This is a genomic window from Methyloferula stellata AR4, assembly GCF_000385335.1.
Classification (GTDB): domain Bacteria; phylum Pseudomonadota; class Alphaproteobacteria; order Rhizobiales; family Beijerinckiaceae; genus Methyloferula; species Methyloferula stellata.
Window position 1 is genome coordinate 3,979,833 of record NZ_ARWA01000001.1, and the last position, 16,638, is coordinate 3,996,470.

Annotated in this window: 13 protein-coding genes; 8 read left to right on the forward strand and 5 right to left on the reverse strand. The window is 59.8% G+C overall.

Features of this window, described 5'->3' with window-relative positions; genetic code table 11:
* Positions 1-49 precede the first annotated feature (49 nt).
* Entirely contained in the window at positions 50-625 is a 576-nt protein-coding gene (locus tag A3OQ_RS0119765; RefSeq protein WP_020177178.1) for a hypothetical protein, read from the forward strand.
* Positions 626-712: 87 nt separating this feature from the next.
* On the opposite strand, the gene A3OQ_RS0119770 is transcribed toward A3OQ_RS0119765, so the two are convergent.
* Complete coding sequence (locus A3OQ_RS0119770; protein WP_040581545.1) at positions 713-1,357, reverse strand: glutathione S-transferase family protein; 645 nt, start codon at positions 1,355-1,357, stop codon at positions 713-715.
* Positions 1,358-1,719: 362 nt separating this feature from the next.
* On the opposite strand from A3OQ_RS0119770, the gene A3OQ_RS0119780 reads away from it, so the two are divergent.
* Positions 1,720-3,375 carry an OFA family MFS transporter gene (locus A3OQ_RS0119780; protein WP_020177181.1) on the forward strand — a complete coding sequence of 552 codons (1,656 nt, stop codon included), beginning with the start codon at positions 1,720-1,722 and terminating at the stop codon, positions 3,373-3,375.
* A gap of 111 nt (positions 3,376-3,486) precedes the next feature.
* On the opposite strand, the gene A3OQ_RS0119785 is transcribed toward A3OQ_RS0119780, so the two are convergent.
* Positions 3,487-5,526 (reverse strand): P-loop NTPase fold protein, encoded by a 2,040-nt coding sequence (locus tag A3OQ_RS0119785; RefSeq protein WP_020177182.1) that lies wholly within the window; start codon positions 5,524-5,526, stop codon positions 3,487-3,489.
* A gap of 280 nt (positions 5,527-5,806) precedes the next feature.
* Between A3OQ_RS0119785 and ettA the strand changes: the two genes are divergently transcribed.
* Entirely contained in the window at positions 5,807-7,459 is a 1,653-nt protein-coding gene (ettA, locus tag A3OQ_RS0119790; protein ID WP_020177183.1) for an energy-dependent translational throttle protein EttA, read from the forward strand.
* 172 nt (positions 7,460-7,631) lie between these two features.
* On the opposite strand, the gene A3OQ_RS0119795 is transcribed toward ettA, so the two are convergent.
* Positions 7,632-8,294, reverse strand: coding sequence for a mismatch-specific DNA-glycosylase (locus A3OQ_RS0119795; protein WP_020177184.1), 663 nt, complete (start codon positions 8,292-8,294; stop codon positions 7,632-7,634).
* A 20-nt stretch (positions 8,295-8,314) separates the two neighbouring features.
* Between A3OQ_RS0119795 and A3OQ_RS0119800 the strand changes: the two genes are divergently transcribed.
* Positions 8,315-8,542, forward strand: a complete 228-nt coding sequence (locus tag A3OQ_RS0119800) for a hypothetical protein (RefSeq protein ID WP_020177185.1) — start codon at positions 8,315-8,317, stop codon at positions 8,540-8,542.
* A gap of 125 nt (positions 8,543-8,667) precedes the next feature.
* On the opposite strand, the gene A3OQ_RS23810 is transcribed toward A3OQ_RS0119800, so the two are convergent.
* Together A3OQ_RS23810 and A3OQ_RS0119810 are read right to left on the reverse strand one after the other, a co-directional pair.
* Entirely contained in the window at positions 8,668-9,930 is a 1,263-nt protein-coding gene (locus A3OQ_RS23810) for a glycosyltransferase family 4 protein (RefSeq protein WP_020177186.1), read from the reverse strand.
* A 39-nt stretch (positions 9,931-9,969) separates the two neighbouring features.
* Complete coding sequence (locus tag A3OQ_RS0119810) at positions 9,970-10,182, reverse strand: PsiF family protein (RefSeq protein ID WP_020177187.1); 213 nt, start codon at positions 10,180-10,182, stop codon at positions 9,970-9,972.
* Between the two features lie 217 nt (positions 10,183-10,399).
* Between A3OQ_RS0119810 and A3OQ_RS0119815 the strand changes: the two genes are divergently transcribed.
* The 4 genes from A3OQ_RS0119815 to A3OQ_RS0119830 are packed head-to-tail and all read left to right on the forward strand — an operon-like array spanning position 10,400 to position 16,629.
* Positions 10,400-11,410, forward strand: a complete 1,011-nt coding sequence (locus tag A3OQ_RS0119815; protein ID WP_020177188.1) for an ArsR/SmtB family transcription factor — start codon at positions 10,400-10,402, stop codon at positions 11,408-11,410.
* Positions 11,411-11,412: 2 nt separating this feature from the next.
* Positions 11,413-12,324, forward strand: a complete 912-nt coding sequence (gene metF, locus A3OQ_RS0119820) for a methylenetetrahydrofolate reductase [NAD(P)H] (protein WP_020177189.1) — start codon at positions 11,413-11,415, stop codon at positions 12,322-12,324.
* Between the two features lies 1 nt (position 12,325).
* Complete coding sequence (metH, locus tag A3OQ_RS0119825; RefSeq protein ID WP_020177190.1) at positions 12,326-16,054, forward strand: methionine synthase; 3,729 nt, start codon at positions 12,326-12,328, stop codon at positions 16,052-16,054.
* Complete coding sequence (locus A3OQ_RS0119830; RefSeq protein WP_020177191.1) at positions 16,051-16,629, forward strand: hypothetical protein; 579 nt, start codon at positions 16,051-16,053, stop codon at positions 16,627-16,629. The genes metH and A3OQ_RS0119830 overlap by 4 nt, the downstream gene beginning before the upstream one ends.
* The last annotated feature ends 9 nt before the right edge of the window (positions 16,630-16,638 follow it).

The following is a 16,638-nucleotide window of genomic DNA, read 5'->3' on the forward strand; positions in this document are numbered from 1 at the left end:
TTTTGAGGATTAGAACTTGTATTCCAGCAGCCCGTCAGAGCGCCATTTCATGACAGCGATCAAAGGCTATTTTTCGGCCCTGGCTGCGATTGTCGCGAGCCTGACGCGATCCGCAGCCGGCATCTTCGCGCTTGTCATCATCCTTTTAGTCATTGTCTTGAATGTCGCCGCGCTGATGCGGCTCTTCGAATGGCATTGGTGGCTTGCTCTGCCTGCCGCAATCCTCCTTATTTTTATTCCGATTCTCGGCTGGCTCGCAGCGATCGTCTTCGCCGTCTTCGGCGGAATTTATCTCGCCGGCTCAGGGTTCGATTGGCAGGACGCCACACATGCCGCGAAGCCGGCCGGAAGTTTCGCCACGATGACGATCATGGAATTCGACGCCTACCGGCGCAATGTCATGCCCGAGGGACTGGCCAAGGCCTGTAAGGAAGACGTTGGCAGAAGCCTCGGAACCGGCACCCAATTGCCGGTGCGCGCAAGCAATTATTGCGAATGCTACGGGCAGGCCTCGGCCGACACGCTCACGCAAGCCGATCTCGCCTATCGCGAGAAGACGGGCCACTATGCCGATGAGGCGACCGCGCGCGTGAAAGATGCCGTGCTTTCAAGGTGCGGGACGTGAGCATCACCCCGAAAAGTTGGCACGACTTTTCGGATAAGATGATGCGATGAAACAAAAATGAAAAAATCAAGCTGACAGCCAGCAAAATCACGCCGCGTCCGTAACGCCGAGCGTTTTGACATTATAGCCTTCCTCGGCCATCACGCGCTGCACGGCCGGGCGCGCCAGCATACGCCGGTAATGCGCGAGCAAATTCGGCGGCAACGCGATCTTCAACTTGTCCGCCCAGAATTCGACATAAAAGAGAATAGGATCGGCGATCGAGAACGTACCGCCGACATAATCGCGTCCGGCCAGCACGTCGTTTAAGATCGCGAATGCCTTGACGACGATGTCGCGTCCGAGCTGCTGGATCGATTCGTGATCGGCTTGCGTCCGCGCGAAGGTCGATGTCGCAAAGATCCGTGCAAAGCCCTGACCGTGAACTGTGCCGACGACATAGGCCAGGGTCTCGATGACGCGCGTCTCGTCATTCACGTCTTCTGGCAAAAGCTTACGGCGCGGATGCGTGCGGGCGAGCCAATAGGCGATCGCCTGGACCTCGGTCAAAGGCGTTCCGTCATTGCGCACCAGCGTCGGGATCGTCGATTTCGGATTGATCGCGATATATTCGGGCTTAAAATGGTCGCCGTTCGGCAGGTTCACCACATAGACCTCGAAAACCTCTTCGAGCTCTTCGAGGATGATGTGAATGCCGGTCGTGCAGGAGCCGGGCGTCATATAGAATTTCATGCGTGCGATCCTGTGCGACAGCGCCGCCAAGCGGGGCGCCCTTCGGCCATGGCTTGAGCGGCTTTCTAAAGGAGCCGCCATGGACATTCAATGTGACGCATTTCGCCTCGCAAAAAGCCGGCCGTCCGCGGCGGCCAGCCGGGATTCCCGCCCAGAAGCTGAAATTCTTGCGTCATGCGCGTTATGATATTGCCGGAACGCGGTTTTCGCGCTGTTATGGCTAGGACGGTATCCCGGTGAAGGATATCAGGCCGGTGGCGGCAGGAGCGTCGCCACCCTCCGATCATCGACGATGAATACATCGCGAGATCACGGCATCGGGGTTCGCCCAGGGCCGGCAACAATAAAGGGGAAGGAACACCATGAGCATCGCAGAAGGACATTATGCGCCGGGGGGATCCGAGCCCGGGTTTCTAACCCGCGAGCGGATCATCGCAAAACCCGGGTTCAACCGCTGGCTCGTGCCACCAGCCGCACTCGCCATCCATCTCTGTATCGGCATGTCTTACGGGCTGAGCGTCTTTTGGCTGCCTTTGTCGCGTGCGCTCGGCATAGACAAAGCCGTCGCCTGTCCCGACATGACGACTTTCAATGCCCTGTTCACGACGACATGCGACTGGCGCGTGACCGATCTCTTGGTCACATTCACCATCGGCATCGTTTTCCTCGGCCTGTCGGCTGCCGTCTTCGGAGGCTGGCTGGAACGCGCCGGACCGCGGAAAGCGGGCGTTGTCGCAGCCTTCTGCTGGGGTGGCGGGTTTATCGTCGGGGCCCTCGGTGTCTATCTGCACCAGCTCTGGATCATCTGGCTCGGCATGGGCGTGCTCGGCGGCGTCGGTCTCGGCCTCGGCTATATTTCGCCCGTCTCGACGCTCATCAAATGGTTTCCGGACCGGCGCGGCATGGCGACGGGCATGGCGATCATGGGATTTGGCGGCGGTGCCTTGATCGGCTCCCCTCTCGCAAATCTTCTTATGATCCATTTCAAATCCAGCACCGGAGTCGGTGTCTGGCAGACGCTTTTCATCATAGGCGCGCTCTATATCGTCTGCATGCTCATCGGTGCCTTCGGTTATCGCGTGCCGCCGGACGGCTGGGTGCCGGAAGGCCTCACCTCGGTCACCGGACGCAAACAACTCGTCACCGAGGGCAACGTGCATCTGGTGCATGCGCATAGGACGCCGCAGTTCTGGCTGATCTGGGCGGTTCTTTGCCTCAACGTCTCGGCTGGGATCGGCGTTATCAGCATGGCCTCGCCCATGCTCCAGGAGATATTCGGCGGCAAGCTCATAGGCGCGCCGGACATCGGCTTCTCCGCCCTCGACGCGGGGCAGAAAACGGCCATCGCCACGATCGCGGCGGGCTTCGTCGGCCTCCTGTCCCTGTTCAACATCGGCGGGCGGTTCTTCTGGGCATCGCTCTCCGACAAGATCGGGCGCAAGATGACCTATTTCTGCTTCTTCGGTCTCGGCATCATCCTTTATGCCTCGGCTCCCACTTTCGCGCATTGGGGATCTCGTGCCCTCTTCGTCGGCGCCTTCTGCATCATCCTCTCGATGTATGGCGGCGGCTTCGCGACAGTGCCTGCCTATCTTGCCGACGTGTTCGGAACGAAGTTCGTCGGCGCTATCCACGGGCGCTTGCTGACGGCATGGTCGACGGCGGGCGTCGTGGGGCCACTCGTCGTCGGCTATATCCGCGACGCGCAGATCTCAGCGGGCGTCCAACGTGCGCTCGTCTATGATCGCACGATGTATATTTTGGCGAGCTTCCTGATCGCCGGCTTGATCTGCAATGCATTGGTGAAGCCGGTTTCAAAGAAATGGCTCATGGAAGAGGCTGAAGCGGAAGCTGCAGCAGGCCTGCCCGCCCCGGCGAAGCCGATAACGACAGGTTCCTTCGGCATAGGCTTCGGTGGCTTGACCGGACCCTCGGCGATTGCTTGGCTGGCTGTGTCCATCCCGATCGCCTGGGGCGTCTGGAAGGCGCTCGATAGCGCGGTAAAGATCTTCCAATAGAGCGTGAATCCGAAAAGCTGCAGACTTTTCGGGTGAAGTTCCGGCTCGAGTGAAACGCAAGAAAATGGGGCGTGAGGTTTTCCTGACCTCACGCCCCCTTTCTATTCTTTTTCAGGCCCGGAAAGAGAAGGTCGCCGCGATCGGCGCTGCCTGCCTCAAGGCTTCCGCCGTCGGCCCCTTCTCCAGATTCCGCACCGCGCCGAGCAAATCATTGAGCCGCGGATGGCCTTGCGACAGATCGAGATCGGCGCCGGGCTTTGCGACGGCCAGCGCATAGGTCACGGCCTCGGCCTCTGCCTGCGTACCACCGCCTTCCAGCGCCAGCATGAAAGCGAGCGAGGCCCAATGGTCGGCCAAGAGCGGTCGCGTCAAACGATAGAGATTGACGAAGCGCTTCAAGGCGCGTGCCGAGCGGCCTGCCAGCGGGGCGAGCGCTCCCAAAAGCCGGCCTTCTTCTTCGGACAAAGGCTGATCGAGCATGGACTTCCGCACGTCCCCGGAAAATGCCGGCAGGTTCGATTTGACCGTCAATTCGTCGCGGCTGCTTTTGCCGATGAGATGCAGGATGAAGGCTTCATGATCCTTAGCCGTCGCATCGATGCGCAGCGGCACCTGAACCCATTTTTCGAGATGCGCCTGCGTCCCGATTCCCGCATCAGCCAGCCGCTGCGGATCTATGGTGATTGCCGTGACGAAGGCCGGATTGGCCAAAAGCCGGTGCGCCGCATCGAGGATCTCGCAGGCCCGCATCGGCGGCACGGCGTCAAGATTGTCGAGCGCGAAGAAAATGCGCCGCGGTGCATTGCGGGAAGCCTGTGCGCTTGACGGCTTTTGCGCGATCAGGGACGCGAGCGTCCCGACAAATTGCGATGCCTGGGATTTTTCACTGCTGCCATGGAAAGGCGATGCATCGGCCTGCACGGCGGCCTTGCCCGCATGCTGATCGGCCTCGGCATGCAAACGCGCCGCCCGTTCGACTTCGGCGTTGAGACCGTCGACGCGGCGGGTTTGATGCGCAAGAGAACTGTCCAACTCATGCCGCCGATTGTTCAGTTCCGTCTTCAGAAGCGTGATGCCCCGCAGGATCGGCTGAAGGAAACGAAAGGCGCGCCAGAGATTGGTCAAAACCGCCAGGCCCGCGCCGGCAAAGGCGAGCTTCCCGACGCCTGCGATCGTGCCCATGTTCGCTTCGAACCAGGCTGCGACCGGCGCGCCTGTCGTATTGGCGCGCATCGGCGAAAGCCAAGCGGCCTGATGTGCGACGGCCCATTCAAATCCGACGCCGACCAAGGCCAAGATCAAAGCAATGACGAGAAGCCGCGTCTGGCCCTTGAAAGCCCAAACCGAGCGAAGCGCCATGGCGATCCGGCCGCCCGGACCTTGCGCGGTTGTAAGGCTCGAAACGAGGTCCTTGTAATTGAGGATCGGATCGCCGGAAAAGCCAAAAGCCTGGAGCCTGCTCGCAATGCGCGGCCGGTAGGTTCGGACATAGGCGTCGATCTGCGAACCGGGCGTCTCGTAAAGCAAGGCCTCGAACAAGCGGGCGCGGCGGGTTTCGACCTCGGTCAGATTGTCCCGCTCCAGATGCAGACGCCGCTGCGCCTGATCGAGCCGTTCGGCCGCCTCCGTCACGGCGGCATGCGGATCGCGCGCGGCACGCAAGGCTTCCGCGACGAGGTCCGGCGCGGCGCGGCCAAGACCGGCGCAAAGCGCGCCGGCGATCGCCACCATCGGCTCGCCGTCGAAATGCGCGGCATCGGCCTGCACGACCTGCACGCGGCCAAGATAAGGCGTCTCATTTTGAGCCGCCGCCCGCGCCGCCAAAGCCTCAACCGCGGCCCCAAGCCGCGCTAGGGTGAAGCTTTTGCCGGACCCGGCGCCGCCCAAAATGCCTATGCAAAGCGGCAATTCCACATTCTTATGGAGGCTCAGCTCGGCGAGCAGAGATAAAAGCGTCTCGACGCCGAGGGCATCCGGCCCATTGAGACCGTCGGCTGCGAAAATATTCCCATTGGCGGGCGTATGGGCTGATATTTGAACCGGTTCCGGAACGCTGACCGGCAGCCTTACCGGAAGAGCGGGCGCAATCGGCTCGGTCCGCCCAAAACCAGGAGAGACGGTGCCAAAATCACGCAATTGGGGATCGCTCAAACGCCGTCTCCTTTTGAGAAGTTTTCTGAATGGCGGGGCTTAAAGTCTTTTCCGATCGGCGGCGAGTCGCAAGCCCTCTTGCCGGAAAGCGGCTGAAACCTCATTTCCACTTGTGCAAAGCATTGTGACTTTGCAAAGACCAGCAGGTGCGGCGGCCGTTGTCCGGCGCGATAAAATCGCCCGGAACGCGCCCTTTACCGGAAAAACCGTTCAACTTTTCCGGGACATGTTCTAGAACAGCGCAAATTTCCTAAACAGACAGAGAGAGATATAGGCCCCGATGGCGCGGCAGTTCATCTATCATATGCAAGGCCTGACGAAGACCTATCCGGGCGGCAAGAAAGTCCTTGATAACGTCAACCTGTCCTTCTATCCGGATGCCAAGATCGGCGTTCTCGGCGTCAACGGTGCCGGTAAATCGACGCTTTTGCGCATCATGGCCGGAATCGACAAGGAATTCACCGGCGAAGGCTTTGTTGCCGAGGGCGCCAAGGTCGGCTATCTGCCGCAGGAGCCGCCGCTCGACCCAACTCTCGACGTGCGCGGCAATGTCATGCTGGGTGTCGCCGCCAAGAAGGCGATCCTCGACCGCTACAATGATCTCGCCATGAATTATTCGGACGAGACCGCCGACGAGATGACCAAGCTTCAGGACGAGATCGAAGCGCAGGGCCTATGGGATCTCGATTCGCAGGTCGATCAGGCGATGGACGCGCTCGGCTGTCCGCCCGACGATTGGGCGGTGGATAAGCTTTCGGGCGGCGAGCGCCGCCGCGTCGCGCTCTGCAAGCTTCTGCTCGAACAGCCGGAACTGCTGCTGCTCGACGAACCGACCAACCATCTCGACGCGGAGACGGTGAATTGGCTTGAGGGACATCTGCGCGCTTATCCGGGCGCCATCCTGATCGTCACCCATGACCGCTATTTTCTCGACAATGTGACGGGCTGGATTCTCGAATTGGATCGCGGCCGCGGCATCCCGCACGAAGGCAATTACACGAGCTACCTGAAGCAGAAGGCCAAGCGCCTCGCGCTCGAGAAGAGCGAGGACGCGTCGCGCCAACGCCAGATCGAGCAGGAAGCCGAGTGGATGGGCGCCTCGCCCAAGGCGCGACAGGCCAAGTCCAAGGCGCGTATCCAGCGCTACCAGGACCTCGTCGAGAAACAGACGGACCGCATTCCATCTGCGACGCAGATCGTCATTCCGGTGGCCGAGCGGCTCGGCAATAATGTCGTCGATTTCACCAATCTGTCGAAAGGCTTCGCCGATAAGCTTTTGATCGACGACCTGTCGTTCAAACTGCCGCCAGGCGGCATTGTCGGCGTGATCGGCCCCAACGGCGCCGGCAAGACGACGTTGTTTCGCATGATCACCGGGCAGGAGAAGCCCGACAAAGGCACGATCGCGGTCGGCGAAAGCGTCAAGCTTGGTTATGTCGATCAATCGCGCGATGCGCTCGACGGCAAGAAGAACGTCTGGGAAGAGATTTCCGGCGGCAATGAGATCATCTATCTCGGCAAGCGCGAGATCAATTCGCGCGCCTATACGAGCGCCTTCAACTTCAAGGGCTCGGATCAGCAAAAGAAGGTCGGGCAATTATCGGGCGGTGAACGCAATCGCGTGCATCTTGCCAAAATGCTGAAGTCGGGTGCGAACCTCCTCCTGCTCGACGAACCGACCAACGATCTCGACGTCGAAACGCTGCGCGCGCTCGAAGACGCGCTGACCGATTATGCCGGTTGCGCCGTGATCATCTCGCATGACCGGTTCTTTCTGGATCGCATCGCCACGCATATTCTGGCCTATGAAGGCGACAGCCATGTCGAATGGTTCGAAGGCAATTTCGCCGATTACGAGGAAGACAAGAAACGCCGCCTCGGTGTTGAAAGCCTCACTCCACACCGGATGAAATATAAGAAATTTTCGCGCTAAGCCGATCTTTTCCGCAGCGGCCAAGACCGCCCTCGTCCTTCGAGACGCAGCACTTCGCTCGGCTCCTCAGGATGAGGGCTGAGGGCATCGTCTTCAATCCCTCATCCTGAGGAGCCGCACCGATTTCGGGCTCGTCCGAAATCGGTGCGGCGTCTCGAAGGACGAGGGAGCATCAATCTCTTGCCAAAATCTCCGCGAGCCGATCATACCACGCGACCTGATCGGCCGGCGTGAAATGCGCATTGGCGGGGCTTGGATTGGGCGCCAGAAAAAGCCTGGTGCGGCCAATATTCAAAAGGTCCGGCTGCACGCCCAGCAGCGGATCGTCTTTCGATCCCGTCAATAGGCGATGCACTGCTCGATAAGCCATGATGCCGTGAAAGCAGGCGATCCTGGGCTGCAGCTCTTTGAATTTTTCCAAGAGATCCGCGACGCCATCGGCAAATTCTTTGGGCGAAATATCGGTCGCTCTCGGGCTAGCCCGTTTCACCGCATCGGTGAAGCCAAAGCCATGATCCTGCAAGAGCGTATCGTGGTGTGGTTCAAGCCTGTCGATACCGCGCGCCGTTCGCACGCTAAGGCTCAACACCGATTGCGAAAAGGCCGGCCAGAAGCGATTGGTCTTGCGCGCGAAATAATGGCCTTGCACGACCGAATAGGTCGAGGGATTGATCCCGACGAAGATCACGTCGAGATTGTTCCGCACGAGATCGGGCAGAGTCGCAGGCTCTTCGACAAGAGCCGCCGCAACTTGCCCCTGCGCGGCTTGCCCTTTGGCACCTTGCGCTTTGGCACCTAGCGCTTTCTTGCCTATTGTCTTTGCTGTGATTGCCATGAAGATCGAGGCCGCCTCTAATGCCCAAGCAATGGCGCTTGCTGTTCGACGAAGTCGCACTATCCGGATCGGTCCTGCCGCTCTGGCCCGCCGTGAAAGCGCTCTGCGACGAGCTTAAACGGCAAGGCTTTCTACGGGAAGAGCAAGGCCGCTATCGCTTTACGGCCTCAGGCATCGATTTTTATAAGGCAAGAGGCGGCGATTTCGTGAAGCAGGCCTTGGCGCATGAGGCGAAGACCAAGGACTAAGATCAGGGGCAGTCATCGGAGTCCGTCATTGCGAGCGAAGCGAAGCAATCCAGGGGCAATCGTCCTGCGGCCGCATGGATTGCTTCGTCGCTCCACTCCTCGCAATGACGGCTTATTGATTCAGCCTAGACTGGCGTCTCCGCCATTTTCAAAAGCACCGCGATCAGATCGCTTGCGACATCGGCCCAGGTCCGCAAGGTCGCAGCGCGGATCTTATCCTCGTAAGTCTTGCGGACGGCGGAATCGAGCAATTGCCGGATCGCCGCTTTCATCTCTTCGACGGAATCGGGATCGAAATAGACACAGAGATCGCGGCCGACTTCCGGAACCGACGTCGCGCGCGAGGCCGCACACACTTTGCCGAACCAAAGGCTTTCGCCGACCGGAAGGCCCCAGCCTTCAAAGAGGCTCGGCAGAACCGAAAATGTGCAGGACGCATAGAGCCATTTGAGCTCGTCATCCGAAGGCTTCTCGACCAGGCAAACGGGATCGTTGTTTTCAGCCGCATGGTCGAGAAAAGCGAGAGCCGCTTCGGCCTTCCACCCGCGCCGTCCGGCGACGACGAGCACGGGCAGCGCCGCGCCGAATTCCGATTTCAAAGCCCGCCAAGCTTCCAAAAGCCTGAGATGGTTCTTGCGGATTTCGACCGTGCCCACGCAAAGCACGAAAGGCCGGCCCTGCAACATGTCGGTCAGGCGTTGCGACGGCTCATCCGGCTTCGCATTGCGCGGCACGCCGGGGAATTGATGGACGAGGCCGATGACCTCCAGCGCCGCGCGGCATGGCGCCTTCATCACGATCTGATAGGCGCGGCCGAAATCCTCCACCGTGTAATGCGTGGTCGTGATGATTTTCGCCGGAATAGGAAAGTTCAAGGCAAAGACATCGCCCTTGCCGGACAAGAACTCGGCGCGCGTGATGGGCAAGACGTCCTGAACGAAAAAAACGAGGCGCACGCCTTTCGCGGCAAGCCGCTCGTAAAAGCCCACAAGGAAACGGTCGAAGCTGAAACCGCCGGGCACGAGGACGATGTCGCCGCTCTCGAGGTTCGGCAGTCTTGAGCCGAAGAGCCGCGATATATCCCGCGCGAGCATTTTGAAAAACATGCGGGGCGATTTGCGGCCCTGATGTTTCGGCCCAGCGTTGCAATAGGAAAAAGCGTCGTTCAATCTTGAAAGAAGCAGTCTCTCGTCGCCGAGGGACTGCTCGATGATCGCTTTCAATCGCGCCGAATTGGGCTCGAAGGCATTGATGATCCCGATCGATTCATATTGATCGAGAATGAGTTTGATGAGCTCGATCTCGATGCGTTGAATGCCGGAGATATTATCGAAATTCGCCGCATATACGATGAGATCGGAGAGATCGATGAAAATTCGTCTTTGCATCGATCTCGATCTGTCAGCGAGCGCTCACTCAGGGCTTACTTACTTTGCGTGCTTGCACTGCTCGCGGAACTTCTTGCGCTCTTTGCCGTGCAGGCCCTTAGCGTCCGCCTCAGTTGAACATTCCTTGGATTTCGCCTTCTTCGCATCGTCGGTGGTCGTCGTCGCGGCTGTCGTCGCAGTCTCGGCCAAAGCGAAAGGCGTCGCGGCAAAGGAAAGAAGGAGGGTGCAGGTCAACACATGAGCAATTTTCATATCGAACCTCTCGAGGCCGGGGACGGGGCAACCTGTCTAGCGTGGCCCTATGACAAGTCAAATTCCGTCTTCCGGCACGCCATACCCCGGTACCCGGCGGGCCGCCCAACTTGAGCGTGAATATAAAAAGCGCTTTCCGTAATTTTTTCCCGAATAGACTTTACATATAAAGATATCTTTATATGTTTAGCCACTAGTGGAGATGCGGACAAACTCGATGCCCCAAAGTGAAGGCGCCCCTTTCGACATTGTGCTCGCCGCGCTCGCCGCCGCGGGCGAGGCGACGCGCCTGCGGCTTGTCGCGCTTCTCTCCGAAGTCGAACTGACGGTGTCCGAACTCGTCACCATTCTGGGTCAGTCGCAGCCGCGTGTCTCCCGCCATTTGAAGCTTCTGGTCGAAGCGGGGCTCGTCGAGCGTCATCGCGAAGGTGCCTGGGCCTTTTTTCACGTTCCGCATGGCGGTGCGGGTGCCTCGCTCGTTCGCGACATCCTCGCCCGTTTCAAAGGCGACGATCCGGTTTTGACGGCTGACCGCGCGCGCCTGCAGGAGGTGCGTCATGCGCGGGCCGAACAGGCGGCGCGTTATTTCGCGGCGCAGGCGGGCAATTGGGATCGGCTTCGCGCCATGCATGTCGCCGAGGAGCATGTCGAGGCCGCCATTCGCGAAACCATTGGCGCAGCGCCCGTCGATTCGCTGCTCGATCTCGGGACCGGCACCGGCCGCATGCTGGAACTGCTCGCGCCGCTCGCAACCCGCGCGGTCGGCATAGATCAATCGCCGCAAATGCTTTCACTCGCGCGAGCCAGAATCGAGCGCAGCGGGCTGCGCAATACGCAATTGCGCCAGGGCGATCTCTATGCCCTGCCGGTCGAACGCAATTCCTACGATCTCGTGATCCTGCATCAAGTCTTGCATTATCTCGACGATCCGTCGCGCGCGATCCGCGAGGCCACGCGAGCCTTACGGCCAGGAGGCCGGCTCGTCATCGTCGATTTCGCGCCTCACAATGAAGAGACTTTGCGCGAGGCCCATGCGCATCGCCGCCTTGGCTTCGCGCATGAGGAGATCACCGGCATGATGAGCGACGCCGGCCTCGATGTGCTCGTCGAACGCGATCTCGTGCCGGATACGCACGAAGGCCATAAGCTCACCGTGTCCTTGTGGCTCGGCCATGACCGCCGCTTCATCTCGGATGCGCCGCCCTTGATGGCGCAGGAGGTTGCCTGACCATGCTTGAACCTCTGCCAGCCGTGCCGCCGCGCGCGAGCCGCACGCATTGCCCCGATATTTGCGTCTCCTTCGAATTCTTCCCCCCGAAGACAGATGAGATGGAGAAGACGCTATGGGAGTCGATCAAGCGCCTGGCACCGCTTGGCCCAAGCTTCGTCTCCGTGACTTATGGCGCAGGCGGTTCGACGCGCGAGCGCACGCATGCGACCGTCGCGCGGATTCTTAAAGAAACGTCGATCAAGCCCGCCGCGCACCTGACCTGCGTCGCAGCCAGCCGCGACGAAGTCGATAGAGTTGTGCGCGATTATTGGGACATAGGCGTCCGCCATATCGTCGCATTGCGGGGCGACTGCCAGGACGGAAACGGATGGGTTCCGCATCCGCAAGGCTATAAGACCTCGACCGAGCTTGTCGCGGGCATCCGCCGCATCGGCGATTTCGAGATTTCGGTCTCCGCCTATCCGGAGCGCCATCCCGAAAGCAAATCGGTCGACGCCGATATAGATGTGTTGAAGGCCAAGATCGATGCGGGCGCGACGCGCGCCATCACCCAGTTCTTTTTCGAAAACGATGTCTATTTGCGCTATCTCGACAAGGTCCGCGCGCATGGCATCCATATTCCGATCGTGCCCGGCATCGTGCCGGTGCAGAATTTCAATCTCACCGCCGGTTTCGCGAAGAAGGCCGGAGCCTCGATTCCACAATGGCTGGCCGATCGCTTCGAAGGCCTTGAAGAGGATGTGACGACGCGCCGCCTCATCGCCGCGACCGTCACCGCCGAGCAAGTGCTCGATCTCGTCGATCACGGCATCCGCGATTTTCATTTCTACACGATGAACCGCGCCGATCTCGTCTATGCCATCTGCCATCTCTTGGGGCTCAGGCCAAAATCCGAACAGAAAGCCGCCTGACATGAAAGAATCCGATACATTCGCTGCCCTGCGCGCGGCAGCGCGCGAAAAAATCCTGGTGCTCGACGGCGCCATGGGCACGATGATCCAGCAGCACAAATTCACCGAGGCCGATTTCCGCGCTGAGCGTTTCGCCGATTGGCCGCGCGATCTGCGCGGCAATAACGATCTTCTGGTGCTGACCCAGCCGCATGCGATCCGCGCCATCCATCTCGCCTATTGCGACGCGGGCGCCGACATTATCGCGACGAACACGTTTTCGTCGACGCGGATCGCGCAGGCCGATTACGGCATGGAAAGGCTTGTGCCCGAATTGAATTTCGAGGCGGCACGGCTCGCCTGCGAGGCCGCGCATGAGTCGGAAGAAAGACACGGCCGCCGTCATTTCGTGGCAGGTGCACTTGGCCCGACGAACCGCACCGCGTCGATCTCGCCCGACGTCAATAATCCGGGCTTTCGCGCCGTCAGTTTCGACGAATTGCGCGATGCCTATGCCGAAGCGGCACGCGCGCTGATCGAAGGCGGCGTCGATATTCTGATCGTCGAAACCATCTTCGACACGCTGAACGCCAAAGCGGCGTTGGTCGGCATCGATCAGGTTTTCGATGATATGGGCAAGAAACTGCCCGTCATGATCTCCGGCACGATCACCGATTTGTCCGGCCGGACCTTGTCGGGCCAGACGCCGACGGCCTTCTGGAACTCGCTGCGCCACGCCAAGCCCTTCACCATCGGCTTGAATTGCGCGCTCGGCGCAAGAGAGATGCGGGCGCATCTCGCCGAAATTTCGCGCATCGCCGATACCTATGTCTGCGCCTATCCGAACGCCGGCCTGCCGAATGAATTCGGCCTCTATGATGAAAGCCCTGAGTACATGGCCTCGCTCATCGGCGAATTCGCGGAGAGTGGCCTCGTCAATATTGTCGGCGGCTGTTGCGGCACGACGCCGCCGCATATTCATGCGATCGCCAAGCGTGTCGTAGGCATTGCGCCGCGCAAGATCCCGGAGATCGTGCCGCTCCTGCGTCTCTCGGGCCTTGAGCCTTTTGCGCTGACGAAGGAAATCCGCTTCGTCAATGTCGGCGAGCGCACGAATGTCACGGGCTCGGCCAAATTCCGCAAGCTCATCAAGGAAGGCGATTTTTCGGCGGCGCTTGATGTCGCGCGCGATCAGGTCGTGGCCGGCGCGCAAGTCATCGACATCAACATGGACGAAGGCCTGCTCGATTCCGAAAAGGCCATGGTCGACTTCCTCAATCTCGTCGCCGCCGAACCGGACATTGCGCGCGTGCCGGTGATGGTCGATTCGTCCAAATTCCAAGTGATCGAATCCGGCCTTAAATGCATCCAGGGCAAGCCCATCGTCAATTCGATCTCGATGAAGGAAGGCGAAGAGAAATTCGTCGAAGTCGCGAAGCTCGTGCGCCGCTATGGCGCCGCCGTCGTCGTGATGGCCTTCGACGAGCAAGGCCAAGCCGATACGTGCGCGCGGAAAATCGAGATTTGCTCACGCGCCTATAAAATTCTGACCGAGACAGTCGGCTTTCCGCCTGAAGACATTATCTTCGATCCGAATATTTTCGCAGTCGCGACCGGCATCGAAGAGCATAATAATTATGGCGTCGATTTCATCGAAGCCACGCGGGAAGTCCGAAAAAGATTCCCCCTGGTCCACATCTCCGGCGGCGTCTCCAATCTCTCCTTCTCGTTTCGCGGCAACGAGATGGTCCGTCAGGCCATGCATTCGGTCTTTCTCTACCACGCCATCTCAGCCGGCATGGATATGGGCATCGTCAATGCCGGCCAGCTTTCGGTCTATGAAGATATAGATCCAGAGCTACGCGACGCCTGCGAGGATGTTGTCCTCAACCGCCGCCCCGACGGCACGGAACGCCTGCTGGCGCTCGCCGAGCGCTTCAAAGGCCAAGGGACGGAGAGGGCTGAGAAGGATCTCGTCTGGCGCAGTGAGCCGGTCGAGAAGCGGCTTGAACATGCGCTCGTCAATGGCATCACCGAATTCATCGACGCCGACACGGAAGAGGCACGGGCCAAATCCACGCGTCCGCTCGATGTGATCGAAGGCCCGCTGATGGCCGGCATGAATGTCGTCGGCGATCTTTTCGGCTCCGGCAAAATGTTTCTGCCGCAAGTGGTGAAGTCCGCCCGCGTGATGAAACAGGCCGTTGCCTATCTGATGCCTTATATGGAAGAGGAAAAACGCAAGAATGGCGGTGCCGAGCGCAAAAATGCCGGCAAGATCCTGATGGCGACCGTCAAGGGCGACGTGCATGACATCGGCAAGAATATCGTCGGCGTCGTGCTGGCCTGCAACAATTACGAGATCATTGATCTTGGCGTGATGGTGCCTTGCGCGAAGATTCTCGATGTGGCGCGTACGGAAAAAGTCGATGCCATTGGGCTCTCCGGCCTCATCACGCCCTCGCTCGATGAAATGTGTTTCGTCGCCTCCGAGATGGAGCGCGAAGGCTTCAGCATGCCGCTGCTCATCGGAGGCGCGACGACGAGCCGCGTCCATACGGCCGTCAAGATCAATCCGAATTACACCAAGGGCCAGACGGTCTATGTGACCGATGCGAGCCGTGCCGTCGGCGTCGTGCAGAACCTGTTCTCGCCGGCCGCGCGGGGCCCTTATATCGAGGCTATCAAGACCGAATATGAAAATGTCGCCGAGGCGCATATGCGCAACGAGGCGGAAAAGAACCGCCAGCCCTTGCCGCGCGCCCGGGCCAATGCGTTGAAGCTCGATTGGGCCGCCTATGAGCCGCCGCACCCAACATTTCTGGGCACGCGGATATTCCGTACTTATGACGTCGCCGAGCTCGTTCCCTATATCGATTGGACACCCTTCTTCCAGACCTGGGAAATGCGCGGACGCTATCCCGATATCCTAAGCGATCCTGAAAAGGGCGCTGCCGCGCAGCAATTGTTCGACGATGCGCAAGCGATGCTGGCGCGGATCGTCGAGGAACATTGGTTCGATCCGAAAGCCGTCATCGGCTTCTGGCCTGCCAATGCAATTGGCGACGACATCAAGCTTTATACGGGTGAGTCGCGCAGCGAGGTGCTCGCGACCTTCCATACCTTGCGTCAGCAATTATCAAAACGCGACGGGCGGCCGAATATTGCCATGTCCGATTATATCGCGCCGGTCGAAAGCCTGAAGCCGGATTATCTCGGCGGCTTCGTCGTCACCGCCGGTGCGCGTGAAGAGAAGATCGCGGATCGTTTCGCCAAGGCGAATGACGATTATGGGTCGATCATGGTGAAGGCGCTCGCCGACCGCATCGCCGAGGCTTTTGCTGAGCGCATGCACGAGCGCGTGCGCAAGGAATTCTGGGCCTATGCGCCGGACGAGGCGCTCGCGCCCGATGAATTGATCACCGAGCCCTATCGCGGCATCAGGCCGGCGCCAGGCTATCCGGCACAGCCCGACCATACCGAAAAGGCGACCTTGTTCCGCCTGCTCGAGCCGGAACGCCGCATCGGCGTCACGCTGACCGAAAGTTTCGCGATGTGGCCGGGCTCGTCGGTCTCGGGGCTTTATCTCTCGCATCCGGATGCGCGCTATTTCGGCGTCGCCAAGATCGAACGCGATCAGGTCGAAGATTATGCTTTGCGCAAAGGCATGGATTTCGCGGAGATGGAACGCTGGCTCGCACCGATCCTCAATTACGATCCAGCGCGTCACGCAAAAGCGGCAGCGGAGTGACGAGTTTTACGCTCGACACGCATTATCTTGCCTTGCCGGATGGAGCGGCCAAAGAGGCCGAAGCCATCCGCGCGCTGGCGGCGGCGCATGAGGCGGACAAAGCCGATGTCGCGCTGGTTGCTCTGTCGATCGCGGCATCACGCTTGCCGGCGGCGCCTTTGATCAAGGACCTCACCGAGTTTGGCCAAACCTTGGAACGGCATGGCCTGCTGCGCGTCGATCTCCTGCCACCCATGGCCTATTTCGACATAGCCTTTCCGAAATGGTGTCTGCTTCCGACTGAAGAAATGGAAGACATCGAGCACGAAATTCATTCGATCCTCTATCCGAGCATCCAATATGCATGGCGCGACTATCGCAAGGCGCATCAATTGGAAGAGACGGCGCCTTCAAGGGAAAGCCCTTGGCGCGCGGCGAAATGCGACGTGCAGATGATGCTGGCCCATATCGAAGCCGGCCGCGATATCTTCGTGACAAGCAGCGAGATTTTTCACCGCGAGATCAAGAAGCGCCAGCTCATCGCGCTCGGTGCGGGCGCTATCCTCTATCCGGCGGAAGCTGTGGGAATGATTTGAACGCGGAAC

Excerpts from the sequence above, each read along its gene's own strand:
- A3OQ_RS0119765 (WP_020177178.1), top strand. The coding sequence starts at position 50 with ATGACAGCGATCAAAGGCTATTTTTCGGCCCTGGCTGCGATTGTCGCG.
- A3OQ_RS0119770 (WP_040581545.1), bottom strand. The coding sequence starts at position 1,357 with ATGAAATTCTATATGACGCCCGGCTCCTGCACGACCGGCATTCACATC.
- A3OQ_RS0119780 (WP_020177181.1), top strand. The coding sequence starts at position 1,720 with ATGAGCATCGCAGAAGGACATTATGCGCCGGGGGGATCCGAGCCCGGG.
- ettA (WP_020177183.1), top strand. The coding sequence starts at position 5,807 with ATGGCGCGGCAGTTCATCTATCATATGCAAGGCCTGACGAAGACCTAT.
- A3OQ_RS0119795 (WP_020177184.1), bottom strand. The coding sequence starts at position 8,294 with ATGGCAATCACAGCAAAGACAATAGGCAAGAAAGCGCTAGGTGCCAAA.
- A3OQ_RS0119800 (WP_020177185.1), top strand. The coding sequence starts at position 8,315 with ATGCCCAAGCAATGGCGCTTGCTGTTCGACGAAGTCGCACTATCCGGA.
- A3OQ_RS23810 (WP_020177186.1), bottom strand. The coding sequence starts at position 9,930 with ATGCAAAGACGAATTTTCATCGATCTCTCCGATCTCATCGTATATGCG.
- A3OQ_RS0119810 (WP_020177187.1), bottom strand. The coding sequence starts at position 10,182 with ATGAAAATTGCTCATGTGTTGACCTGCACCCTCCTTCTTTCCTTTGCC.
- A3OQ_RS0119815 (WP_020177188.1), top strand. The coding sequence starts at position 10,400 with ATGCCCCAAAGTGAAGGCGCCCCTTTCGACATTGTGCTCGCCGCGCTC.
- metF (WP_020177189.1), top strand. The coding sequence starts at position 11,413 with ATGCTTGAACCTCTGCCAGCCGTGCCGCCGCGCGCGAGCCGCACGCAT.
- metH (WP_020177190.1), top strand. The coding sequence starts at position 12,326 with ATGAAAGAATCCGATACATTCGCTGCCCTGCGCGCGGCAGCGCGCGAA.